This window comes from Roseomonas sp. KE2513 (assembly GCF_016107305.1).
Classification (GTDB): domain Bacteria; phylum Pseudomonadota; class Alphaproteobacteria; order Acetobacterales; family Acetobacteraceae; genus Roseomonas.
On record NZ_RCVR01000020.1, the window covers coordinates 25,299 to 49,120 of the forward strand.

A 23,822-nucleotide genomic window follows, 5' to 3' on the forward strand; every position below is an offset into this window, starting at 1 on the left:
ACGCCCGTCAGGGGCGGCCTCAGCGGCGGGGGCTGACCCGGGCCCAGATCGCCGGCCCGGCCTCCTCCACCGCGGCGACGATCTCCGACCCGCGGCCTAGCAGCCGCGCGAGGAGATCCCGCCGCACGACGAGGACGGCATCCACCACCGGCACGGTGACCGAGCCCGGCTGAATTCCCCGCTTGCCGTTGCGCAGCGGGCCAGGGCGTGGGTCGAGAAGGTTTTCGTAGGCGCCGCTGCGGGCGTCGATCCCCTCGAAACGGTAGATCGGTTGCCCATCGGCCAGCCGCAGGCCGCGCAGTTCGGGCTTGGACGCGGTGACGAGGCGCATCGTGCGCCGCCTATTCGGCGTGTTAGCGGACATGCGGTTCGCGCCCTGCATGTCCCCGCTGTTCAGCCCGCTAATCCAGAGCATGCAGGTGTCGCGGCTGTCCTTCACGCGGTTCATAGCCACAAGATTCCCGGGGTCGTTCACTCGGTGCACCGCGCGCAGCCCCGGCACAGCCTGGGTGAAGGCGCGCCAGGTCTCGGCCGTGCCGCTGCCCTCACCGCCGAGGATGAGCCGCGTCCGCCCGTCTAGCGCGCCTGCGGTCATCCAACCGGAGACAATGGGGCAGAGGAGGTGCACGAACTCTCCGTAGACGCGCTTAAGGGCATCGAGCCCGGCCATTTCCTCGGGGTGCTCCGCCGTGCGGAGGGCCAGCGCGTCGGCCTGGGAGAAGCTCAGCTCGCAGTCGCCGGCCGCCAGGCGGCGGAGGTTCTCGCTGGAGCCGGCAGTCGCCAGCACCTCGACTTCGCCCGGAACTGCAAGGCGGGCGGCGATCTCGCGAGCCGCGAAGGTGTAGTTGCCGGTTGGGCTGTCGGCGCAGATCCGGAGGAGGGCGCGAGCAGGGGTCGCAAGTTCCTCCGCCGGAGGCGGAGTTGGCGCGGCCTGCGGCGATGGCGGAGCCTCGGCGAGCACGACAGGCGGCACCTCCGGAACGGCCAGAGGGATGATAGCTTCGGGCACTGCGGCCGGCACGGCATCCAGCGCGGCGAAGCCGGAAACCGCCTCCGCCTGGGTGGCCGCTGTCATCATCGAGGAAGGCGGCGACCGCCCCGCCGTCAGCGCGGACAGGTCCTCAGCGCGTGCCGGCGTCACCGTTTCCTTCGGCTCGGCTGCCGCTACGGTGGTGCCGAGGCTACTGAGCTGCTTCCAGGTGACGGTCGCGGAGACCGTGAAGAGGGCGAGCGCCCCCGCGCAGGCGGTAACGAGGAAACGGGGCCGGGTGGGGAGGGCGTCTTCTTTCATGGAATTCCCTTCGTCAGGGGTTCCTAACCAGCCTCCCGCCCCCGTGAAGGCATTTTTCCGATCAATTGATTAATTCAGGATGGCTGCTCCATCTTCACCAGCTCCATCCCGTCTTCCACCAACTCCCCCACGCGGCAGAGGACGGCGGAAACTCGGCCGGGGGCGGGGGAAGTGATCCGCATCTGCACCTTCATCGCCTCGAGCACGAGGAGCACGGCCCCGCGGGGCAGATCCTGGCCGGGCTGCGCCAGCACCTCGAGCACCTTGCCCGGCATGGGCGCCAGGATTCGCCCGGCCGCCGGACCTTCGCCGCCTACGGGCAGGCGCGGGTCCAGATACCGCAGGCTATGGGTACCGCCATTCAGGAAAACGGTGAGGCGGTCGCCCCGCCGCAGCACGCGCGGCCGGATGACACTCTCGTCGATGCGCAGGGCGATGGTGCTGTCCACGTCCTCCCGCGCCTCCACCTCCGCCCGGCCCTCCGGCAGGTCCAGGCGAAAGCCTCCCGGACGCAGATGGGCACGTAGCGTGCGGGGGCTGCCCCCGTCCTCAAGGACAAAATCCTGGTAGCCATCGCCGTTGAGCCGCCAAGCGGTGGCAACGTTCCAGGGAGAATGAGGGTCCGCCGAATTGGCCGGGGCCAGAGCCGCAAGATCGAGCAACAGGCGCGCGACCGCTGCAGCGAGAGCTGCGCGCGGGGCAGGGCAGGCAACGGGTAGAAGCTCCGCTGCGTGGCGTGCGATGAAGCCGGTGTCGAACTCCCCGCGGCGGAAGGCCGGGTGCGCCGCAATCGCGGTGAGCAGGGCAAGGTTCGTCGCGGGCCCTGTGATCTCCGTCGCGGCGAGGGCGCCCAAAAGCCGCCGAACAGCCGCCTCTCGGTCCTGAGCGTGCACGATGAGCTTTGCGATCATCGGGTCGTAGTGGATGGTGACCGCGTCGCCCTCACGGATGCCGGTGTCCACGCGCGCGCCCGGCTGTTCCAGCGGGAAGCGCAGGTGGTCCACGCGGCCGATGGAGGGCGCGAAGTCCCGCGCCGGGTCCTCGGCATAGAGCCGGACCTCGATGGCATGCCCGCCGATACGGAGAGCATCCTGGGTGAGGGGGAGGGGCTGGCCTGCCGCCACCCGAAGCTGCCACTCCACCAAGTCCTGGCCGGTGATCGCCTCGGTGACCGGGTGCTCCACCTGCAGCCGGGTGTTCATCTCCATAAAGTGGAAGGCGTCCCCTTCGGCGATGAACTCCACGGTGCCGGCACCGACATAGCCGATCGCCGTTGCGGCATCGCAGGCGGCGCGCCCCATGGCCTCACGCCGGGCGGGGTCCATGCCGGGGGCGGGGGCCTCCTCCACCACCTTCTGGTGGCGGCGCTGGATGGAGCAGTCGCGCTCGAAGAGGTGGACGGTGTTGCCCTGGCTATCGGCGAAGACCTGCACCTCGATGTGCCGCGGGCGGGTGAGATAGCGCTCCAGCAGGACGTGGTCGTCGCCGAAGGAGGAGCGCGCCTCGCCCTTGGCGAGCGCCAGCCCTTCCTCAAGCCCGGCGGCCGATTCTACGATTCGCATGCCCTTGCCGCCGCCGCCTGCACTTGCCTTGATCAGCAGCGGATAGCCGATGCGCTCGGCCGCCTGGCGCAGCGTGTCCGGCGACTGGTCCTCGCCGTGGTAGCCTGGCACCAGTGGGACGCCCGCGCGCTCCATTAGTGCCTTCGCAGCCGATTTCGAGCCCATGGCGCGAATGGCCGAGGGCGGCGGGCCGATGAAGACGATGCCGGCCGCTGCGCAAGCCTCCGCGAACTCCGCGTTTTCCGAGAGGAAGCCGTAGCCGGGGTGAATGGCCTCCGCGCCCGAGGCACGGGCCGCGGCGATGATGGCGTCGATGCGCAGGTAGCTCTCCCGCGCCGGCGCGGGGCCGAGGCGGCGGGATTCATCGGCCATGGCCACGTGCATGGCATCCGCGTCGGCGTCCGAATGCACGGCAACGGTGCGGATGCCCATGCGGCGGGCGGTGCGGATCACGCGGCAGGCGATCTCTCCGCGATTGGCGATCAGGATCGTGCTGAACATGGGCTTTACATCCGGAACAGGCCGAAGCCCGGCTTGCGCTCCGCCCAGGACTCGATGGGCGCGTTCAGCGAGGCGCTGATGGCCAGGGCGAGCACGGTCCGTGTCTCCGTGGGGTCGATGATGCCATCGTCCCAGAGGCGAGCGCTGGCGTAGTAGGGATGGCCCTGCGTCTCGTACTGGTCGCGCAGCGGCGTCTTGAAGGCTTCCTCCTCCGCAGCCGTCCAGGTGCCACCGCGTGCCTCGAGAGCGTCGCGCCGGATGGTGGAGAGGACAGAGGCGGCCTGCTCCCCGCCCATCACGCTGATCCGCGCGTTCGGCCACATGAACAGAAAGCGGGGAGAGTAGGCGCGGCCGCACATGCCGTAATTACCCGCACCGAAGCTGCCGCCGATCACCACCGTGAACTTCGGCACTGTCGCGGTGGCCACTGCCGTCACCAGCTTCGCGCCGTCCTTCGCGATGCCGCCGCTTTCATATTTCCGGCCGACCATGAAGCCCGTGATGTTCTGCAGGAAGACGAGTGGGATGCCGCGCTGGCAGCAAAGCTCGATGAAGTGTGCCCCTTTCTGCGCGCTTTCCGAGAACAGCACCCCGTTGTTCGCGACGATGCCCACGGGATAGCCGTGCAGCCGCGCGAAGCCGGTGACGAGGGTAGGGCCGTAGAGCGGCTTGAACTCGTCGAACTCGGAAGCGTCCACCAGCCGGGCGATAACCTCCCGCACGTCATAGGGCTGGCGCAGGTCCGCCGGGATCAGCCCATGGATCTCCTGCGGGTCGTAGGCCGGCGGGCGCGGCGGCGCGAGGTCGAGCGAGACGGACTTCCGCGTGTTCAGCCCCGCCACGATGCGCCTGGCAATGCCGAGCGCATGGGCGTCGTTCTCCGCCATGTGGTCCGTCACGCCGGAGATACGCGAGTGTACCTCCGCGCCGCCGAGGTCCTCGGCCGAGACAACCTCGCCGGTGGCGGCCTTCACCAGCGGCGGTCCCGCAAGGAAGATGGTGCCCTGGTTCCGCACGATGACGCTCTGGTCCGACATCGCCGGCACATAGGCACCGCCCGCGGTGCAGCTTCCCATCACCACCGCGATCTGCGGAATGCCCTTCGCGGACATGTTCGCCTGGTTGAAGAAGATTCGTCCGAAATGGTCGCGGTCGGGGAAGACCTCATCCTGGTTCGGCAGGTTGGCGCCGCCAGAATCCACGAGGTAGAGGCAGGGCAGGCGGTTCTGCTCGGCGATCTCCTGCGCGCGGAGGTGCTTCTTCACCGTCAGCGGGAAATAGGTGCCGCCCTTCACCGTGGCGTCGTTCGCCACGATCATGCACTCGCGGCCCTCGACACGCCCGATCCCCGTGATGAGCCCAGCGGAGGGCACCTCGTCCTTGTAGAGACCCCCTGCGGCGAGCTGCCCGATCTCGAGGAACGGCGAGGCGGGATCGATAAGCGTGCGCACGCGGTCACGCGGCAGCAGCTTGCCGCGCGAGAGATGCTTCTCCCGCGCCGCCTCACCGCCGCCCTGGCGCACCCGGTCCGCGTGCGCGCGCAGGTCGTCGACCAGCGCGCGCATCCGCGCTGCGTTCGCGGTATATTCGGTGGAGCGCGTGTCCAGCGCCGTGGGGAGAGCCGACATCAGGCGGTCTCTGCGAAGAGCTCGCGGCCGATCAGCATCCGCCGAATCTCGCTCGTGCCGGCGCCGATCTCGTAGAGCTTCGCGTCGCGCAGGAGGCGGCCGGTGGGATAGTCGTTGATGTAGCCGTTCCCACCCAGCGCCTGAATCGCCTCCAGCGCCATCCAGGTGGCCTTCTCCGCGGCGTAGAGGATGGCGCCCGCTGCATCCTTGCGCGTGGTCTGACCACGGTCGCAGGCCTTTGCCACGGCGTAGACGTAAGCCTTGGCCGCGGACATCACCGTGTACATGTCGGCGATCTTGCCCTGCATGAGCTGGAACTCGCCGATCGGTCGCCCGAACTGCCGGCGGTCATGGACATAGGGTAGCACGATGTCGAGGCAGGCCTGCATAATGCCGAGCGGCCCCGCCGCCAGCACGGCGCGCTCGTAGTCGAGGCCGCTCATCAGCACGTTCACGCCGCGCCCCTCGCTGCCGAGCACGTTCTCCGCGGGCACCTCGCAGTCCTCGAAGACCAACTCCCCGGTGTTGGAACCGCGCATTCCAAGCTTGTCGAGCTTCTGCGCGGTGGAGAAGCCCTTGAAGCCGCGCTCGATAAGGAAAGCGGTGATGCCCCGCGGCCCCGCCTCGGGATCGGTCTTTGCATAGACCACCAGCACGTCCGCGTCGGGCCCGTTGGTGATCCAGAACTTGCCGCCGTTGAGAATGTAGCGGTCGCCGCGGCGCTCGGCGCGCGTGCGCATCCCCACCACGTCCGAGCCGGCGCCTGGTTCGCTCATGGCCAGGGCGCCGACATGCTCCCCGCTGATCAGCTTCGGAAGGTAACGCGCCTTCTGCTCCGCATTTCCATTCCGCGCGATCTGGTTCACGCAGAGGTTCGAGTGTGCCCCGTAGGAGAGACCGACGCTGGCCGAGGCCCGGCTCAGCTCCTCCATCGCTACGCAGTGCTCGAGATAGCCCATGCCCGCGCCGCCATATTCCTCGGGTGCCGTGATGCCGAGAAGGCCGAGATCGCCGAACTTCCGCCAGAGATCGGCCGGGAAGTCGTTGCTGCGATCGATATCGGCAGCGCGCGGCGCGATCTCGCGGGCGGCGAAGGCGGCTACTTGGTCCCGCAGCGCGTCCGCGGTCTCGCCAAGGTCGTAATCGAGGCCTCTGAAGCCGGTGAGGCTGTTGCTCATGCCGTTCCCTCTGTCCCGCTCAGGCGGCGGGTAGAGGGAACGGTATAAGTCAGGACTGCTGACCGCAAGCGCCGCGACGGGCCGCCATCAGCAGGCGCTCCGGCGTTGCCGGCAGGTCCAGCCGGTCTGCCCCCGCGGCGTCCCGCAGCGCGTTCCAGACAGCCGTCGCCAGCATCACCGGCGGCTCGCCCACGGCCTTGGAGCGGAAGATGGTATCCGCCCGCGCCGGCGCCCCCTCCAGCAGCCGCACGTTCATCACTGCCGGCACGTCGCGCGAGCCCGGAACCTTGTAGGTGGAGGGACCCAGGGTTCGTAGCCGGCCCTGGTCGTCCCACCACAGCTCCTCGCAGGTGATGTAGCCCAGGCCCTGCACGAAGGCGCCCTCGATCTGCCCGCGGTCGACGGCGGGGTTGAGGGACCGGCCGCAGTCCTGCACCAGATCCGTGCGGATCATCCGGTGCTCGCCGGTCAGCAGGTCCAGCTCCACCTCCGCGACGGCGGCGCCGTAAGAGAAGTAGAAATACGGCTCGCCCCTCAGCGCCACGGGATCCCAGTGCAGCCCGGGCGTCCGGTAGAAGCCCGTGGAGGAGAGCGAGACGCGCGCCTGGACGCAGCGATGCGCCAGCTCGCCGAAGCGCATGCGGTGGTTGCCGGCGAAGACCTCCTCCTCCTCGAAGGAGATCTCCTCCGGCCGCACGCCCCACTCCGCCGCGGCGAGTTCCGCCATGCGAGTACGGATGGTGGTCGCCGCGAGCTGCGCCGCCCAGCCGTTAAGGTCGGAGCCGGTGCTCGCGGCGGTCGGCGCCGTGTTCGGCACCTCCGCCGTGCTTGTCGCCGTGATCCGCACCCGCTCGACCGGCACGCCGAAGACACCGGCGACGACCTGGGCGATCTTGATGAACAGCCCCTGGCCCATCTCCGTGCCGCCGTGGTTCAGGCGGATCGAGCCGTCCTCGTAGACGTGGACGAGGGCGCCCGCCTGGTTCATCGAGAGGATGCCGAAGGAGATGCCGAAGGCGAGGACGAAGCTGCCGAGGCCGCGCTTCACCACCTCGTTCCGTGCGTTGAAGGCATCTACCTCCGCGCGCCGGCGTGTCCAGTCGGCACCGTCTTGGCACTCCGCCCAGACGCGGCGGAGGAGGTCGCCTTCCAGCTTCTGGCCATAGGGCGTCGCTTCGTCGTTCTCCCCGCCCGCGAGGTTCCGCTCGCGCACCGCCTCCTGGGTCATGCCGAGGCTGCGGGCAATGCGGTGGGTCACATCCTCCATCAGCAGCACGCCCTGTGGGCCGCCGAAGCCGCGGAAGGCGGTGTTGCTGACCGTGTTCGTCTTGCAGGCCGCGCCGAAGATCCGCACGGCCGGCACGTCGAGGCAGTTCAGCGCGTGGGTGACGGAGCGGAACACCACGCCCGCCGAAAGATCCACGCTGTGCCCGCCATCGGCCGCAAGCGTGGCGTCGAGCGCGAGAATACGGCCCGTCTCGTCGAAGCCCACCTCCCAGCGGAAGAGCATCGGGTGGCGCTTCCCGGTTGCGGCGATGTCCTGCTTGCGCCCGAGGCGCAGCTTCACCGGCCGCCCGGTCCGCCGCGCCGCTAGCGCCGCGCAGGCCGCCACCCAGGAGGCATTGCTCTCCTTCCCGCCGAAGCCGCCGCCCAGCCGCCGCACCTGCACGGAGATCCGGTTGTGGTCGCAGCCGAGGATGCGCGCGGAGATGTGCTGCACCTCTGTCGGGTGCTGCGTGGAGGAGTGGATGACGAGATCCCCGTCCTCACCCGGAATGGCGAGGGCAATCTGCCCCTCGAGGTAGAAGTGCTCCTGCCCGCCGGCGTGGAAGAGACCGGACAGGCGGCGCGGCGCGGCAGCGATGGCGGCAGGCGCGTCGCCACGCGTCATCACGCTCGGCGGCATGAGGAAGGCACCCGAGTCGAGTGCCTCCTCCACCGAGAGCACGGGGCGCAGTGGCTCGATCTCCGGCCGCACCGCAGCTGCGCCGGCGAGCGCCGCGTCGCGTGTCTCGCCGACCACGATGGCCAGGGGCTGGCCCCAGTATTCCACCAGCCCCTCGGCCAGCATGTGCTCCTGCGGGCGCCTGGCCTGGGCGATGTCGTTCCGGCCAGGAATGTCGCCCGGCCCGATCGCCGCCACCACGCCGCTCACCGCGAGCGCCGGGGAGAGGTCGATCGGCGCCAGCCGCCCGTGCGCCACCGGGGAGAGTACGAGCGCCGCGTGCAGCAGCCCCGCCGGCATCGGCAGGTCATCGGTGAAGCGCGCCTCGCCTGTCGTGTGCTTCAGCGCGCTGTCCTGGCGGAGTGCGGCGCCAGGGCCCGAACGGTCGCGGCCGATGTGGTGCAGGGGCGTGTCCATCATGCGGCCTCCGTCTGGCGATGCCAGAGCCTTCGGAGAAGGTTGCCCGCGGCCAGCCGCCGGTAATCGGCGCTCGCCCGGAGGTCAGAAAGGGGCGCGATCGCCGCCTCCAGCGCGCTGGCCGCCGCTTCCACGGCCTCGCGGCTCCAGGCCTGACCGAGAAGCGCCGCCTCGGCCGCCGAGCAACGCTCCGCACGCGGGCCTGTGCCGCCCAGCGCGATGCGCGCCAACGACACGTGCCCCCGCTCCAACCCGATCACGGCCGACAGGCCAACCGTCGTGATGTCTTGGTCTGGCCGCTTGGAGAGCTTCTCCGCAACGAACAGGGCGCCAGTGGGAGGACGGGGAATAAATACGTCCTGGATGATTTCGCCGGGGCGGAGGGCATTGGTGCGGTAGCCCGTGAGGAAGCTCTCCACCGGCATCTCGCGCCTCCCCTCTGGCCCCACGAGGCGCAGCGTGGCGCCAAGTGCGAGCAGCGGAGGCAGTGCGTCCCCGATGGGGGAGGCGGTGCCGAGATTGCCGCCGATCGTGCCCATCCCGCGGATCTGGCGGGACCCGAGGCGCCGCAGCAACCCCGCGAACGGCGACATGGCGGAGTCCGCCTCACAGACCGCCAGCAGCTGGCGGTAGCTTGTCGCGGCACCCACGCGCAGCCCTTCCGGCCCCGCCGCCAGCCCCTTCATCTCCGGCACGTCGGATAGGCAGATCACCATCGCCGGCATCTCCCGCCTCTCGGAGACGCGCAAGCCGAGATCGGTGCCGCCCGAGAGCAGCCAGGCGTCGGGGTGAGCCGCGTGCAGGGAGAGAAGCGCCTCCAGCGTCGCCGGACGGTGGAAAACCTGGCCCGGTGCCTCCAGCCGCGTGGCAGGGCCCGTGGGGGAGGGCGCCGGCGCAGCGCCGTCGTCGTGCAGCCCGCTCATCGCTTCGACAATCGGCCGATAACCCGTGCAGCGGCAGAGATTTCCCGCCAGCGCGTCGTGCACGTCGCCGCCCTCGCGCGAATGGGCCCAGGCTGTCATGACGATGCCGGGAGTGCAGAAGCCGCACTGGGTGGCATCGGCCTCTGCCAGGGCGCGCTGAATGGGGTGCGGCGTCGCGGGGCCGCCCAGCCCCTCGACCGTTCGCAGCGCGCGCCCATGCACTTGGCCGAGCATCGCGAGGCAGGCATTGACGGGCACCCGGGCGCCGTCCGCCTCCTCGATCACGACGGTGCAGGCGCCGCAGTCGCCCTCGGCGCAGCCCTCCTTCGTGCCGGTCAGCCCGGCAGGGCCGCGCAGCCAGTCGAGCAGCGTCGTGGTGGGGGAGGTGCCCGGCGGCAGCGCGCGATGCGTGCCGTTCAGGGTGAAGACGATGGGGCCGGTGGTCATGCCCCGAAGTTTAGCAAGCCGCGGGCCGCGGGCCAGCGGCGGCCTCCCTACCGGAACTCAGGCCCCGGGCAGGCGCGCCAGCGCGGCGGTCAGGTCCTCGGGCGCGTAGGGCTTGGCCAGGACCGGGATGCCCGCCAGCCGTTGCGGCAGGCCCGCCGCGCCGTAGCCAGAGGCCACCACGAAGGGCACCTCCATGCGCAACAGGGCGTCGGCCACCGGCTCCGAGGTCTCGCCCGCCAGGTTCAGGTCCAGCACCGCCAAATCCGGCCGGTCCTGCTCCAGCATGGACAGGGCCTCAGCCACGGTCGCGACGGGACCGAGCACCACGACGCCTGCATCGGCGAGCGTATCCTCGACCAGCATGGCAACCAGCGTCTCGTCCTCAACAACCAGGACCCGTCGTCCGGTCAGGCTCGCCATTCAGACAGTCTCCGTCGGTTGCACTTCCGCGCAGAACGCGGTGCAGGCATCGGCGTGACCTCAGGGCGCCCCCCTGTCAAGAGCGGCGAGGAAGGTGCCCGAGGGGGATAACGGAAGGTTCAGTCCGCGTATTGCCCAGCCGCCTGGATGATCGGCCGCCACTTGGCGATGTCGGCCTGCCAGTAGGCGCGGTGGGCCTCCGGCGTCGCGCGCTCCTGGCTCACCGGGGCGGTGCCCAGCTCGGCGAAGCGGGCGACGAGCCGCTCGTCCCGCAACGCCCCCTGCAGAGAGCGGGAAAGACGGTTCAGGATGGCGGCGTCCGTGCCCTTCGGGGCATAGAGACCGTGCCAGACCGAAACCTCGAAACCCGGCAGCCCCGCCTCGGCCGCCGTCGGCAAGTCCGGCAGGGCGGCGTTGCGCTCGTTGGTGGTGACGGCGTAGGCGCGCACCGCGCCGGAGCGGATCTGCTGCGTCGTGTTGGTGGTCTGGTCGCACATCAGGTCCACCGTGCCGCCGATGAGGTCGGTCATGGCCGGGCCGGTGCCGCGATAGGGCACGGTCGTCACCTGGGTCTGCACCGCCGACTGGAGCAGCAGGCCGCACAGGTGCGAGGCGGCGCCCACCCCGGCATTGGCGAGATTGATGCTCTGCTTCTGCTCGCGGATCACCCGGACCATCTCGGCGAGGTTGGCGGCGGGGAAGTCCTTCTTCGCGATGATCGTCATCGGCACCTCGGTGACGAGGCCGATCGTCTCGAAGCCGTTCACGGGGTCATAGGCGAGGCGGCGGTAGAGCGTGGGCGTGGTGCCCATGCCGATATGATGCAGCAGCAGGGTGTAGCCGTCCGGCCGCGCCTGGGCGACGCGCTGGGCGCCGAGCGTGCCGCCGGCGCCGCCGACATTCTCGACCACCACGGGCTGGCCGAGGTCGCGGGACATGAGCTCCGCCACGAGGCGCGTCACCACGTCGGTCGGGCCGCCGGCCGCGAACGGAACGATGATGCTGACCGGCCGGTTAGGATAGCCCGCCTGGGCGCTGGCGAGGCCCGGAAGCAGGGCGGTCGAGCCGAGGGCGGCGGCGAGTGCCAGGGTGTGGCGGCGCGTCAGCTGATTCATGAACCCGGTGTTCCCTCTTTATTGCAGGCAGGAAAGATAACGGGGCGGTCGCAGATATGCGACCGCCCTGTCAAGCCTACATCGAGGTTCCCCGGAAGCGCTCAGGAATCCATCTTCAGCGCGGCGATAAAGGCGCTCTGCGGGATCTCCACCTTGCCGAACTGCCGCATGCGCTTCTTGCCCTCCTTCTGCTTGTCGAGGAGCTTGCGCTTGCGGGAGATGTCGCCGCCGTAGCACTTGGCGGTCACGTCCTTCGACATGGCGCCGATCGTCTCGCGCGCGATGACGCGCCCGCCGATCGCCGCCTGGATGGGAATCTTGAAGAGCTGGCGGGGGATCAGGTCCTTCAGCTTCTCACAGATGGAACGCCCGCGCCGCTCGGCCTGGCTGCGGTGCGCCATGAAGGAAAGGGCGTCCACCGGCTCGTTGTTCACGAGGATGCTGATCTTCACGAGATCGCCCTCCTCGTAACCGTCCATCTGGTAGTCGAAGGAGGCGTAGCCGCGGGAGATCGACTTCAGCCGGTCGTAGAAGTCGAAGACCACCTCGTTCAGCGGCAAGCGGTACACGGCCATGGCGCGGGTGCCGACATAGGTCAGCTCCACCTGCTGCCCGCGTCGCTCGCTGCACAGCGTCAGGATGTTGCCCAGGTACTCGTCGGGCACGAAGATCGTCGCCTTGATCCAGGGCTCCTGGATGCTGTCGATGAGCGTCGGGTCGGGCATGTCCGCGGGATTGTGCAGCTCCCGCTCAGCCCCGTTGTTCATCCGCATCTTGTAGACGACCGAGGGGGCCGTCGCGATCAGGTCGAGGTCGAACTCGCGCGACAGGCGCTCCTGAATGATTTCGAGGTGCAGCAGGCCGAGGAAGCCGCAGCGGTAGCCAAACCCCAGCGCCGCCGAGCTCTCCGCCTCGAAGTGGAAGGAGCTGTCATTCAGGCGCAGCTTCGCCAGGCTGTCCCGCAGCTTCTCGAAGTCGTCAGCATCGACGGGGTAGAGGCCGCACCAGACCACGGGGATGGAGGGCTTGAAGCCCGCCAGCGGCTCGGCCGCAGGGCGGCGGTCGTCGGTAATGGTGTCGCCGACATTGGTGTCCGCGACGGTTTTGATCGCAGCATTGATGTAGCCCATCTCGCCGGGCCCGAGCGATTCGACCTGCTGCATCTTCGGCCGGAAGACACCGACCTGCTCGACGACATGGGTGGAGCCCGCCGCCATCATGCGGATCTTCTGCCCCTTTCGGAGCCGCCCCTCCTTCACCCGCACGAGAATGACGACGCCGAGATAGGGGTCGTACCAGCTGTCCACCAGCAGAGCCTGGGTCGGCGCCTCCGCGTCGCCCTTCGGCGGGGGCAGGCGGGTGACGATGGCCTCGAGCACGCCCTCGATGTTCAACCCGGTCTTGGCGGAGATCATCACGGCGTCGTCCGCCGGCAGGCCGATCACGTCCTCGATCTGCTGCTTCACCCGATCGGGCTCCGCCGCCGGCAGATCCACCTTGTTCAGGATGGGGACGATCTCGTGCCCCGCGTCCAGCGCCTGGTACACGTTCGCAAGCGTCTGTGCCTCCACACCCTGGGAGGCGTCCACGACCAGAAGGCTGCCCTCGCAGGCGGCGAGGGACCGGGAGACCTCGTAAGCGAAGTCCACGTGGCCTGGCGTGTCCATGAGGTTCAGGACGTAATCCAGCCCATCCTTCGCCCGGTAATCCAGGCGGACGGTCTGCGCCTTGATGGTGATCCCACGCTCTTTCTCGATCTCCATGTTGTCGAGCACCTGCTCCGTCATCTCGCGGGCGGAGAGGCCCCCGGTGAGCTGGATCAGGCGGTCGGCGAGCGTGGATTTCCCGTGGTCGATATGCGCGATGATCGAGAAGTTGCGGATACGGTCGAGCGGCGTGTCGGGCATGTGGTTCCGGTGGCGGCGGGGGAGGCGCGGTCGGCCCGCACGTTCGGGCCTCAGATAAGCCAGCCGGGCCCCGGGACCAAGCACTGCCTTTCCTCTTGCAATCCGCGATCCTGCTTCGATATAGGTTTAGATATATCTAAACACAGTCGGAGACTGCCATGTTCCCTCGCTTTCTTCGCGGCTCCTGGGATCCAGGCCGCCGCTTCCACCGCGACGGGCCGTTTCACGGCCGCCACCACGAGCACCACGGCCACCACCGCCGCGGCCGCCATGGCGGCCGCTTCTTCGAGACCGGCGACCTTCGCCTCGTCATCCTGCGGCTGATCGCCGAGCGCCCCCGCCACGGCTACGAGCTGATCAAGGCCATCGAGGAGCGGCTCTCCGGCGCCTATTCTCCGAGCCCCGGCGTGGTCTACCCGACCCTCACCCTGCTGGAGGAACTCGGCCAGATCGCCGTCGCCAGCACCGAGGGCGGCCGCAAGCTCTACGCCGTGACGCCCGAGGGCGAGCGCGTGCTGGCCGAGAGCAAGGCCGAGGCCGACGCCCTCTTCGCCCGCATGGACGCGGCCGGCGGCGGACGGGCTGACGGCTCCGCCCTCCAGGCGGTGCGGGCCATGCACAACCTCAAGATGGCGCTCCGCCTCCGCCTCTCCCGCGGCGCGCTCTCGGAGGAGCAGCTTCGCCGCATCGTCTCCCTCATCGACCAGGCGGCGGTGGAGGTGGAGCGGGTATGACCGACGCGATCCCCGAGGCCCGGCTGGGCCGCCGCGTCCGCCACGAGCTGCGCCGCCGGGTGCTGGAGGTGCGGCGCGTGGAGCACGTCACCCCGCGCATGGTCCGCGTCACCCTCGGCGGGTCGGACCTGGACGGCTTCCACAGCCCCTCTTTCGACGACCACATGAAGCTCTTCTTCCCCATCCCGGGGCAGGAAGAGCCGAGCATGCCGGTCATGGGCCCCAACGGCCCGGTCTTCGCGGAAGGGGCGCCGCGCTCGCCCGCGCGGGACTACACCCCCCGCCGCCACGATCCCGAGCGCGGCGAGCTGGCGATCGACTTCGCCCTGCACGCCGAGGGGCCGGCGACCGAATGGGCCGCCGCGGCCCGCCTGGGCGCGAAGCTCGGCGTGGGCGGCCCGCGCGGCTCCTTCATCCTGCCGGACGACCTCGACTGGTACATCCTTGCCGGGGACGAGACCGCGCTGCCCGCCATCGGCCGCCGTCTGGAGGAACTGCCCGCCGCCGCCCGCGTGATGGCCGTGATCGAGGTGGCCGACGCCGCCGAGCGCCAGGACCTGCCCGCCCGCCCCGGCCTTGAGATCCAGTGGCTAGAGCGGAACGGCGCCCCGGCAGGCGAGGCCGAGCGCCTCGAAGCCGCTCTCTCCGCCCTTGCGATCCCGCCCGGCGAGGGGCACGCCTGGGTGGCCTGCGAGTCGGAGGTGGCGCGCCGGCTGCGGCGTGTCCTGACCGAGCAGCACGGCCTAGCGAAGGAGCGGGTGAAGGCCGCCGGCTACTGGCGCCGGGGCGCCGTGGCCGCGCACGAGGTGGTCGGCGACTGAGGGACCGCTACCGCCGCCCGAGCATGTGGAACTCGGCGTTGGGCCGCAGGTCCGTCGCGTTGGCCAGCCGGTTGGACATGGAGAAGAAGGCGGCGATGGCGCCGATGTCCCAGGCCTCGTCCTCGGTGAAGCCGGCCGCGGCCAGCGCCGCGTGGTCGTCGTCCCCCACCAGGTGGGAGGCGGTCGCGACCTTCAGCGCGTAGTCCAGCATCGCGCGTTGGCGCGGCGGCAGCCCTGCCTTACGGTAGTTCGTCGCGACGAGGTCCGCTATGACCGGGTCCTTCGCCCGCACCCGCAGGATCGCGCCGTGCGCCACCACGCAGTACTGGCAGGAATGCGCGGCCGAGATCGCGACGACGATCATCTCCCGTTCCGCCGCCGTCAGCCCCTCGCGCTTCTCCATGAGGGCGTCGTGATAGGCGACGAAGGCGCGGAACTCCGCCGGCCGGCGGGCGAGGAGGAGGAAGACGTTGGGCACGAAGCCCGCCTTCTCCTGCACGGCCAGGATCCGTTCTCGGATGTCCTCGGGCAGGGTGCCCAGCTCGGGCACGGGGTAGCGGAAGGGGCGGGGGGCGTCCTGCGCCATGATCGGTTCCTCCTGGGCGCCGGCAGGCGCGCCCAGGAGGGTTAGCACGGGCCGCTTAGCCCCGCAGCGTCGCCCCCGTCGCCTTCGTGACGGCCGCGACCACCTTGACGATGGCGGCCTCGATCTCCGCATCCGTCAGCGTGCGCTCGCGCGGTTGAAGCACCACCTCCAATGCCAGCGAGACCTTGCCCTCCGGCAGCCGGTCCCCGGCGTAGCGGTCGAAGAGTGAGACCTCCGCGATCAGCGCCCGCTCCGCCCCGCGCGCGGCGCGAAGAAGGTTGTCGGCGGGTGTGGTCGCATCCGCGAGGAAGGCGAGGTCACGCCGCACTGGCTGGAAGGCCGGCAGCTCGGGCGCGGCCTTCTTCCGCCGCTTCGGCTCGGGGATCGAATCCAGCAGCACCTCGAAGGCGACCGCCGGCCCGTCGATGCCGAGCGCCGAGAGCACGCGGGGGTGCAGCTCTCCGAAGCGCGCCAGCGGCAGCTTCGGTCCGCTCCGCAGCACGCCGGAGCGGCCGGGGTGATAGAAGCCGGGCGCGTCGGTCGTCACCGTCAGCGCGGCAGGTGAAAGGCCGAGGGTGAGAAGCACGGCCAGGGCGTCGCCCTTCGCGTCCAAAGCATCCACAGCGCGGGAGGGTTCAAGCGGGTGGCGCGGCGTGTGCCCCACCCGGACGCCGGCGGCCGTGGCGAGCTGCCCCTCCGGCGCCGGCGAGACGTAGGAGGCGCCGATCTCGAAGAGCGCCACGTCCGGAATGCCTCGCGCGAGGTTTCGCCCAGCCGCTTGCAGCAGCGTCGCGACCGGGGTGGGCCGCATCTGGTCGAGGTCCGCAGCGATCGGGTTTTCTACCCGCAGCGCTTCCGGCACCTCGCCGAAGAGGGCGGCAGTGGCGCGGGCGGTGAAGCCGTAGGTCACCGATTCCGCTAGCCCGCGGGCGGCGAGCAGCCGTCGCGCAACGCCCGCGCGCGACTGGCGCGGGGTGAGGGAGGGCAGGGGAAGGGCGCTCGCCACCGGCAGGGAGACGGAGGGAATGGCGTCCAGCCCTTCCAGCCGCAGCACCTCCTCCAGCAGGTCGCACTCCGCCTCGATCGCCTCCGCGCCCTCGGCCGCGGCGGCCGCGCGGGCGGGGTCCAGCCCCGGCTCCTGCGCCAGCTCCGTGCCGCCCGCGCGATAGGCGGAGCGGGAGGAGGCGATGTCGTTTCTCCATGAGGGAACGGAGACCGTGACCGAGACATCGTCGCGCGCCGTCACGCCGAAGCCGAGCGCCTGGAGCGACGCCACGGCCTTGTCCGGCCCGATGGAGGAACCGCCCAGGCCGGCGATGCGCTCGAAACGCAGCGTCGCCTCGCGCTGCCAGACGGGCTCGGCGCCGGCCTCGGAGATGGTGCTCGCCTCACCGCCGCAGAGATCGATGATCATCCGCGTCGCGGCTTCGAGCATCGCGCGCTGGGCGGCGGGGTCCAGGCCGCGCTCGTTCCGCGCGCGGGCGTCGCTGTGGACCTGATGGCGGCGGCCGGTAAGGGCGATCCGCACGGGGTCGAACAGCGCGCACTCGATGAAGACCTCGCGCGTCGTCTCGTCGCAGCCCGTCGTCTCGCCACCGACGATGGCGGCGAGGCTCTCAACCCCCGCCTCGTCGGCGATGACAATATCCTCGGGCGTCGGGCGATAGGTCTTGCCGTTCAGCGCGAGGTACTCGTCGCCCTCGCGGCCGAGGCGCATCGTCAGCGTCTTCCCGCGCACCTTCGCCACGTCGAAGACGTGCAGCGGGCGGCCAAGATCGAAGGTGAAGAAGTTCGTCACGTCCACCAGCGCATTGATCGGCCGCAGCCCGATCGCCGCCAGCCGGTCCTGCATCCACTGGGGGGAGGGACCATTCGTCACGCCCCGCACCGCGCGCCCGAGCACCTGGATACAGGCGCGGGGATCGTCGATCACCCATTCCAGCGGCGTCGGGTAGGCGGGCGCGACGGGCGCGGGGGTCCAGGGCTTGAGCGTGCCGATCCCAGCCGCCGCCAGATCGCGCGCAACCCCGCGGACCGCCAGCGCATCGCCGCGGTTCGGCGTCACGCTGATCTCGATCACGGGATCGCCGAGCTTCGCGTACTCCGCGTAGGAGGCGCCGACGGGCGCGTCCTCCGGCAGGTCCACGATGCCGCTGTGGTCGTCCCCCAGCCCCATTTCGCGGGAGGAGAGCAGCATCGCCTCGCTCTTCACGCCGCGGATCTCGCCGGCCTTCAGCGTGATGCCCGTGCCCGGCACGAAGGCACCTGGAAGCGCGGCCACGGCCTTCATCCCCGTGCGAGCGTTCGGCGCGCCGCAGACAACGGAGCGGATGGTGCCGTCGCCGATATCCACCTTCAGCGCGCGCAGCCGGTCGGCGTTCGGATGCTGCACGGCCTCCACCACATAGGCGATGCGGAAGGGCGCGAGGGCCGCCGCGCGGTCCTCCACGCCTTCCACTTCAAGTCCGATGGTGTTGAGCGTCGCCAAGATGCGCTCGAGCGGCGCGTCGGTGTCGAGATGGTCGCGCAGCCAGGAGAGGGTGAACTTCATGGTTCAGGCCGCCCCTCTCAGGATGCGTCGTGCAGGGTGAAGGGGGAGAGCGGGCTGGTCGCGTAGTGGCGCAGCCAGCGGAGGTCGGCCTCGTAGAAGGGCCGCAGGTCCGGGATGCCGTGCTTGAGCATGGTGATCCGCTCGATCCCCATGCCGAAGGCGAAGCCCTGCCACGCGCGCGGGTCGATACCCGCATTGGCCAGCACCTTGGGATGCACCATGCCGCTGCCGAGGATCTCCAGCCAGTCGCCGCCACTTCCCAGCTCCCCGGTCTTCCGGCTCCAACCGATATCGACCTCCATCGAGGGCTCGGTGAAAGGGAAGTAGGAGGAGCGGAAGCGCACCGGCAGGTCCGCGATGCCGAAGAAGGCGCGCAGGAAATCGACCAGCGTGCCCTTTAGGTGGCCCATATGAATGTCGCGGCCGATCACCAGCCCCTCCACCTGATGGAACATCGGGGAGTGCGTGGCGTCATGGTCCGCGCGCCAGGTGCGGCCGGGCACGATCACGCAGATCGGCGGCTCCTGCGAGAGCATCGTGCGGATCTGCACCGGGCTGGTGTGCGTGCGCAGCACGGGCCGCCGGCCACCCGCGGGCGCGGTCAGGTAGAAGGTGTCGTGGTCCTGCCGCGCCGGGTGATGGTCGGGAATGTTGAGGGCAGAGAAGTTGTGCCAGTCGCCCTCGATGTCCGGCCCCTCCGCCACCGCAAAGCCCATGGCGCCAAACAGGGCGATCAGCTCCTCCATGGTGCGGGAGATCGGATGGATGCTGCCGGCCTCGGGCCCCACGGGCGGAGTGGGGCGCGGGGGCAGGGAAACGTCCAGCCGCTCCGCCGCCAGCCGCGCGTCGAGCGCGAAGGCTTCCAGCGTCACGCGGCGGTTCTCGAGGGCGCGCTCGATCTCGCCCTTGAGCACGTTCACCTCGGCCCCGCGCGCGCGGCGCTCGTCCGGCGGCAGGGCGCCCAGGCCCTTCAGCAGCGCCGTCACCTGCCCGCTCTTGCCCAGCGCGGCCACGCGCACGGCGTCCAGCGCCCGCAGGTCCTCCGCACCGGCCATAGCGGCCTCGATATCGGCGCGCAGCATGTCGAGGTCGTCAGCCATTCCCGAACCTGATCCTGATGGCGGCACGGATCGGCCGCGCCGGCGGGGGCCCCATATGCCAAGGGCCGCGCCGCCGGGGAATATCCCGGCCAGCGCGGCCCCGGCGACTATCTGCCGGAGGTCCCGGGGGACCTCCGCCTCGGCTTACTCCGCGGCCTGAGCCTGGGCCTGGGCGGGGAGGGCGCCCTTGGCCTTCTCCACCAGTGCGGCGAAGGAGGTGGGGTCGTCATAGGCGATGGTGGCCATCACCTTGCGGTCCAGCTCGATCCCGGCGGCCTTCAGCCCGGCGATGAAGCGGGAATAGACGATCCCGTTCTCGCGGCAGGCCGCGTTGATGCGCTGGATCCACAGCCCGCGGAACTCGCGCTTCTTGTTGCGGCGGTCGCGGTAGGCATACTGCAGCGCCTTCTCGACGCGCTCGAGCGCGGGGCGGAAGGCGGTGGAGGAACGGCCGACATAGCCCTTGGCGAGCTTGAGGACCTTCTTGTGACGGGCGTGGGCGGTTACGCCGCGCTTAACACGAGCCATTGCTGATCTCCCTCTCGCTTACCGGGGCAGGCCGTAGGGCAGCCAGGTCATCACCGTCTTCGCGTCCTGGTCGCGCAGGACCTGGTTGCCGCGGTTCTGGCGCTTCACCTTCTGCGAGCGGGCGGAGAGGTTGTGGCGCTTCTTGCCCGGGCCGGCGAGAACCTTGCCGGTGGCCGTGATCTTGAAGCGCTTCTTGGCCGAAGACGTCGTCTTCATCTTGGGCATTTCGGTCCTCCTCAGGTGGGGGATGGGACGGCCCCACCTTGCGCCGCCTCCTTGCGGGGCGGGCCGCACCATGCGGCGGGGGCCGGATCCACGGCCGGGCAGCCCATCGAGGCCCGGGGCGCGTAGAGAGCGGGCGTATAGGGTAATGAAGGACCAGGGGCAAGGGCGGGGCGGCGATCCGCCCGCTCCTGGCGTCCGCCCCCGCTCCGCGCGATGATGGAGCGCGATGATCGCCATCCTCTCCGACATCCATGCCAACCGTGAGGCCCTCTCGGCCTGCCTCGCCCACGCCGACAGCGCGGGCGCGGCCCGCTTCGTCTTCCTCGGCGACATCGTCGGCTACGGCGCCGATCCCGCCTGGTGTCTCCGCACCGTGATGGACCGCATCGCCCACGGCGCCGTCGCCATCCTCGGCAACCACGACCAGGCCGTATTCCAGCGCAGCGCCCGCATGAACGGCCGCGCCGCCGCCGCCATGGACTGGACGCGCGCCCAGCTCAGCCCCGACGCCGGAGCGTTCCTGAAGACCCTGCCGCTGGAGTACGCCGACGAGGACCGGCTCTTCGTCCATGCCGATGCCTCGGACCCTGCGGGCTGGCGCTACGTCACTGGTCCGCTGGAGGCCCGCCGCAGCTTCGAGGGCACCCCGGCCCGCGTGACGGTCTGCGGCCACGTCCATGTCCCCCGCCTGTTCGGCCTGACCGCCGCCGAAAAGTGCACGGCCTTCATCCCCACGCCCGGAATGCCCGTGCCCCTCTCCCGCCCACGCCGCTGGCTGGCCGTGGTCGGCGCCGTCGGCCAGCCGCGGGACGGCAACCCCGCCGCCGGCTACGCCCTGCTGGACCCCGACACGAACGAGATGCGCTGGATGCGCGTGCCCTACGACGTGGAGGCCGCGGCCGAGAAGATCCGCCGCGCCGGGCTGCCTGAAAGCCTCGCCACCCGCCTCTTCACCGGAGACTGAGCCGCATGTCCCCGCGGCGCCCGCACCAGGGCGATGAGATCGACGGTTTCATCCTCGGCCGCCCCATCCACCAGGGCGGCATGGCCTCCATCTTCGAGGCGAGCCATCCCGGCCACGCCATCCCACTGCTGATGAAGCTGCCGCACTTGGAGGGCGGCGACCCCGCGCAGATCGTCTCCTTCGAGATGGAGCAGATGATCCTGCCACGCCTCACCGGCCCGCATGTGCCGCGCTTCGTCGCCGCCGCAGGCTTCGAGCGGCAGCCCTATCTCGTTATGGAGCGCATCCCCGGCCCCTCCCTCCTCCTCCGCCTGCGCGAACTGCCGCTTCCAGTGGATGAGGTGGCCCAGATCGGCGCCAAGGTGGCCGTCGCGCTTTCCGAACTGCACCGCCAGCGCGTCTCGCACCTCGACGTGAAGCCGGCGAACATCCTCTTCCGCGACACGCCGGCCGCCGAGGCGGTGCTGGTCGATTTCGGCCTTTCCCACCACGGTCGCCTGCCAGACCTCATCGAGGAGGAGTTCCGCATCCCCTACGGCACCGCCCCTTACATGGCGCCGGAGCAGGCAATGGGCCAGCGGAATGACCCGCGGAGCGACCTCTTCGCGCTCGGCGTGCTGCTCTACCAGTTCACCACGGGCGCGCTGCCCTTCGGGGACCCGCAGCATATCGGTGGGGTGCGGCGGCGCCTCTGGCGCGATGCCGTGCCGCCCCGGCGGCTGCGCCCGGAATGTCCGCCCTGGCTGCAGGAGGTGATCCTCCGCTGCCTTGAGGTCGATCCCGCCCGCCGCCACCCCACCGCCGCGCAGCTCGCCTTCGACCTGAACCACCCGGAGGCCGTGCGCCTCACCGCCCGTGCCGGGAAAAAGCGGCGCGACGGCTGGCTGAAGGTGCTGGAGCGGCGGGTGAACCAGGACCGCTCCCCCCGCCAGGGCCGCCCGGCCGCCACCGCCCATGCGGCGCCCGTCGTTGTCGTGGCGGTGGACCTGCGGGAGCAGACCGCCCCCCTGGCCGAGGCCCTGCGCGCGAGCGTCGGCAACGTCCTCCGCTCCCTGCCGGGCGCGCGGGTGGCCTGCGTGAACGTGCTGCTGGACGGCTATCTCGCCAGCGATCCCCTGCAGGATAACCGCGGCCGCTCCACCCGCGTGCAGCGCCTAGTGGAGCTGCGCCACTGGGCCGCGCCCCTGGGCCTGGAGGAGGGCCGCATCACCTTCCACGTGCTGGGGGGTTCCGGCGCCGCCGCGCCGCTGCTGGAATACGCTGAGGCGAACGGGGTGGACCACATCGTGATGGGTGCGCGGGCGAATTCGATGATGCGGACGATGCTCGGCTCCGTCTCCGGCGAGGTCGCGGCGAGGGCGCCGTGCAGTGTCACTGTCGTCCGCGCACGGGAGGCGCAGCCATGACGCAGGAGGCCGAGACCACCTTGTCCCGCTGGGACAAGCGCTACCTGGGTCTGGCCGCCCACATCCGGGAGTGGTCGAAGGATCCGCGCGGGCGGGTCGGCGCCGTGCTGGTGGCGCCCGAGCTGAACCGCATCGTCGCCACCGGCTTCAACGGCTTTCCCAGCCGCGTGGAGGACGACGTGGACCGCCTCTCGGACAAACCGCGCAAGCTCGAGATGATGGTCCATGCCGAGCAGTCCGCCCTTCTCTTCGCGGGGCGGGAGGCGCGGGGCTGCACGCTCTATGTCGTCGGCAAGCCCGTCTGCAACCACTGCGCGGTGCTCTCCATCCAGGCGGGCGTCCGCAGGGTGGTCGCGGCGCCACCCCGCAACGGCACCACCTCCGAATGGGACCGACGCGGGCACATCTCCGCCCGTCTTTTCGTCGAGGCGGGGCTGCGCTTTGACGCGGTGCCCGCGGATCTCCTCGCCACCCTGATGCCCGGGGAGGCCGGGGCCGCCGCCACGCTCGACCCAACGCCCACGCCCGCCGGCTAGCGGCGCCTTCCGGCACGGCCCCCGCGCGCCTATATCGGCCTCGCGATGATCACTCCCTTCCGCAAGATGCACGGTCTCGGCAACGACTTCGTCGTGCTGGACGCCCGTACCGCGCCGCTGCCCATCACGCCCGCACGCGCTGCCGCCATCGCCGACCGGCACCGCGGCATCGGCTGCGACCAACTCATCGTCATGGAGCCGGGCGGGGAGGGGGCGGATGTCTTCATGCGGATTCGCAACCCCGACGGCTCCGAATCCGGCGCCTGCGGCAACGCCACGCGCTGCGTGGCCGAACTCGCGATGGAGGGCGCTGGCCTCGGGTCTGCCACGGTCCGCACCCTGTTCGGAGACCTTCCTGCCGAGCGCATGCTGGACGGCACCATCCGCGTGGACATGGGCGCTCCCCGCCTGGGCTGGCGCGACGTGCCGCTGGCTCGCGAGCTGGACACCCTGCACCTACCCCTTTCGGCCGGGAGCGCGGCCAACCCGGCGGCCCTCTCGATGGGCAACCCGCACGCCACTTTCTTCGTACCCGACCTCGACGCGCTGGACATCCCTCGCCTGGGCCCGATGCTGGAGCACGACGCCCTCTTTCCAGAGCGCGCGAACATCGGCTTCGCTCAGGTTCTCGCCCCCACCCACCTGCGCCTGATCGTCTGGGAGCGGGGCGCGGGGATGACGCTCGCCTGCGGCTCCGGCGCCTGCGCCGCGCTGGTCAACGGGGTGCGGCGCGGCCTGCTCGCGCGCGAGGCCACGGTTTCCCTGCCGGGCGGGGATCTGCGCATCGCCTGGCGCGATGACGGGCATGTGCTGATGGCCGGACCCACGGCCACGGCATTCACGGGCATGATCGACCTGGACGCCTTCCCGGCGTGAGGCACGCGGCGAGGAGGATGGGATGGCTCTGAAGGACCTGTGGGGCCGGTTCGTCAACCTGGTCACCGAGCCCGAGAAACCCCCGGCGACGGAGCCCGAGCCCCCTCCGCCGCCACCCCCGCCGGAAGAGGAGCCGCCGCCGGTCCGGGAACCCGACGAGC

Annotated in this window: 20 protein-coding genes; 6 read left to right on the plus strand and 14 right to left on the minus strand. The window is 70.5% G+C overall.

The genetic code is table 11. The features are described from left to right. Positions 1-19: 19 nt before the first annotated feature. The 9 genes from D9599_RS18980 to lepA form a co-directional block, all read right to left on the minus strand. A complete protein-coding gene (locus D9599_RS18980) occupies positions 20-1,291 on the minus strand; it encodes a hypothetical protein (RefSeq protein WP_198382859.1) in 1,272 nt (423 codons plus the stop codon). 74 nt (positions 1,292-1,365) lie between these two features. Continuing rightward, positions 1,366-3,354, minus strand: coding sequence for an acetyl-CoA carboxylase biotin carboxylase subunit (locus D9599_RS18985; RefSeq protein ID WP_198382860.1), 1,989 nt, complete (start codon positions 3,352-3,354; stop codon positions 1,366-1,368). A 5-nt stretch (positions 3,355-3,359) separates the two neighbouring features. After that, the gene (locus tag D9599_RS18990; RefSeq protein WP_198382861.1) at positions 3,360-4,982 is read right to left on the minus strand and encodes a carboxyl transferase domain-containing protein; all 1,623 of its coding nucleotides are present in this window, start codon (positions 4,980-4,982) and stop codon (positions 3,360-3,362) included. After that, on the minus strand, positions 4,982-6,160 hold the full coding sequence (locus tag D9599_RS18995; protein WP_198382862.1) for an isovaleryl-CoA dehydrogenase: 1,179 nt from the start codon (positions 6,158-6,160) through the stop codon (positions 4,982-4,984). Before D9599_RS18995 ends, D9599_RS18990 begins: the two co-directional genes overlap by 1 nt. A 49-nt stretch (positions 6,161-6,209) precedes the next feature. After that, a complete protein-coding gene (gene xdhB / locus D9599_RS19000; RefSeq protein ID WP_232480682.1) occupies positions 6,210-8,525 on the minus strand; it encodes a xanthine dehydrogenase molybdopterin binding subunit in 2,316 nt (771 codons plus the stop codon). Beyond that, entirely contained in the window at positions 8,522-9,892 is a 1,371-nt protein-coding gene (locus D9599_RS19005; protein ID WP_198382863.1) for a xanthine dehydrogenase small subunit, read from the minus strand. Before D9599_RS19005 ends, xdhB begins: the two co-directional genes overlap by 4 nt. Before the next feature lie 57 nt (positions 9,893-9,949). Beyond that, on the minus strand, positions 9,950-10,312 hold the full coding sequence (locus D9599_RS19010; protein WP_198382864.1) for a response regulator: 363 nt from the start codon (positions 10,310-10,312) through the stop codon (positions 9,950-9,952). A 119-nt stretch (positions 10,313-10,431) separates the two neighbouring features. After that, on the minus strand, positions 10,432-11,427 hold the full coding sequence (locus D9599_RS19015) for a tripartite tricarboxylate transporter substrate binding protein BugD (protein ID WP_198382865.1): 996 nt from the start codon (positions 11,425-11,427) through the stop codon (positions 10,432-10,434). A 101-nt stretch (positions 11,428-11,528) separates the two neighbouring features. Beyond that, on the minus strand, positions 11,529-13,334 hold the full coding sequence (gene lepA / locus D9599_RS19020) for a translation elongation factor 4 (protein WP_198382866.1): 1,806 nt from the start codon (positions 13,332-13,334) through the stop codon (positions 11,529-11,531). A 158-nt stretch (positions 13,335-13,492) separates the two neighbouring features. Here lepA and D9599_RS19025 point away from each other — a divergent pair, with 158 nt between their 5' ends. Beyond that, positions 13,493-14,068: a PadR family transcriptional regulator gene (locus D9599_RS19025; RefSeq protein WP_198382867.1), complete on the plus strand. Its 576-nt coding sequence runs from the start codon at positions 13,493-13,495 to the stop codon at positions 14,066-14,068. Further along, a complete protein-coding gene (locus tag D9599_RS19030) occupies positions 14,065-14,889 on the plus strand; it encodes a siderophore-interacting protein (RefSeq protein ID WP_198382868.1) in 825 nt (274 codons plus the stop codon). The genes D9599_RS19025 and D9599_RS19030 overlap by 4 nt, the downstream gene beginning before the upstream one ends. A 7-nt stretch (positions 14,890-14,896) precedes the next feature. Here D9599_RS19030 and D9599_RS19035 read toward each other — a convergent pair whose 3' ends face one another. From D9599_RS19035 to rpmI, 5 genes are all read right to left on the minus strand, one after another. Next, positions 14,897-15,475, minus strand: coding sequence for a peroxidase-related enzyme (locus D9599_RS19035; protein ID WP_198382869.1), 579 nt, complete (start codon positions 15,473-15,475; stop codon positions 14,897-14,899). Between the two features lie 55 nt (positions 15,476-15,530). Next, the gene (gene pheT, locus D9599_RS19040; RefSeq protein WP_198382870.1) at positions 15,531-18,026 is read right to left on the minus strand and encodes a phenylalanine--tRNA ligase subunit beta; all 2,496 of its coding nucleotides are present in this window, start codon (positions 18,024-18,026) and stop codon (positions 15,531-15,533) included. Between the two features lie 17 nt (positions 18,027-18,043). Then, complete coding sequence (pheS, locus tag D9599_RS19045) at positions 18,044-19,126, minus strand: phenylalanine--tRNA ligase subunit alpha (protein ID WP_198382871.1); 1,083 nt, start codon at positions 19,124-19,126, stop codon at positions 18,044-18,046. Positions 19,127-19,270: 144 nt separating this feature from the next. Beyond that, positions 19,271-19,654, minus strand: a complete 384-nt coding sequence (gene rplT, locus D9599_RS19050; protein WP_043836756.1) for a 50S ribosomal protein L20 — start codon at positions 19,652-19,654, stop codon at positions 19,271-19,273. Positions 19,655-19,672: 18 nt separating this feature from the next. Next, positions 19,673-19,879, minus strand: coding sequence for a 50S ribosomal protein L35 (gene rpmI / locus D9599_RS19055; protein ID WP_043836759.1), 207 nt, complete (start codon positions 19,877-19,879; stop codon positions 19,673-19,675). A 226-nt stretch (positions 19,880-20,105) separates the two neighbouring features. Here rpmI and D9599_RS19060 point away from each other — a divergent pair, with 226 nt between their 5' ends. The 4 genes from D9599_RS19060 to dapF are packed head-to-tail and all read left to right on the plus strand — an operon-like array spanning position 20,106 to position 23,661. Next, positions 20,106-20,843 carry a metallophosphoesterase gene (locus D9599_RS19060; protein ID WP_198382872.1) on the plus strand — a complete coding sequence of 246 codons (738 nt, stop codon included), beginning with the start codon at positions 20,106-20,108 and terminating at the stop codon, positions 20,841-20,843. 5 nt (positions 20,844-20,848) lie between these two features. Continuing rightward, positions 20,849-22,249, plus strand: a complete 1,401-nt coding sequence (locus tag D9599_RS19065) for a bifunctional serine/threonine-protein kinase/universal stress protein (protein ID WP_198382873.1) — start codon at positions 20,849-20,851, stop codon at positions 22,247-22,249. Then, positions 22,246-22,785, plus strand: coding sequence for a deaminase (locus D9599_RS19070; protein WP_198382874.1), 540 nt, complete (start codon positions 22,246-22,248; stop codon positions 22,783-22,785). Before D9599_RS19065 ends, D9599_RS19070 begins: the two co-directional genes overlap by 4 nt. A gap of 45 nt (positions 22,786-22,830) precedes the next feature. Further along, positions 22,831-23,661: a diaminopimelate epimerase gene (gene dapF, locus D9599_RS19075; RefSeq protein ID WP_198382875.1), complete on the plus strand. Its 831-nt coding sequence runs from the start codon at positions 22,831-22,833 to the stop codon at positions 23,659-23,661. Positions 23,662-23,822: the final 161 nt, after the last annotated feature.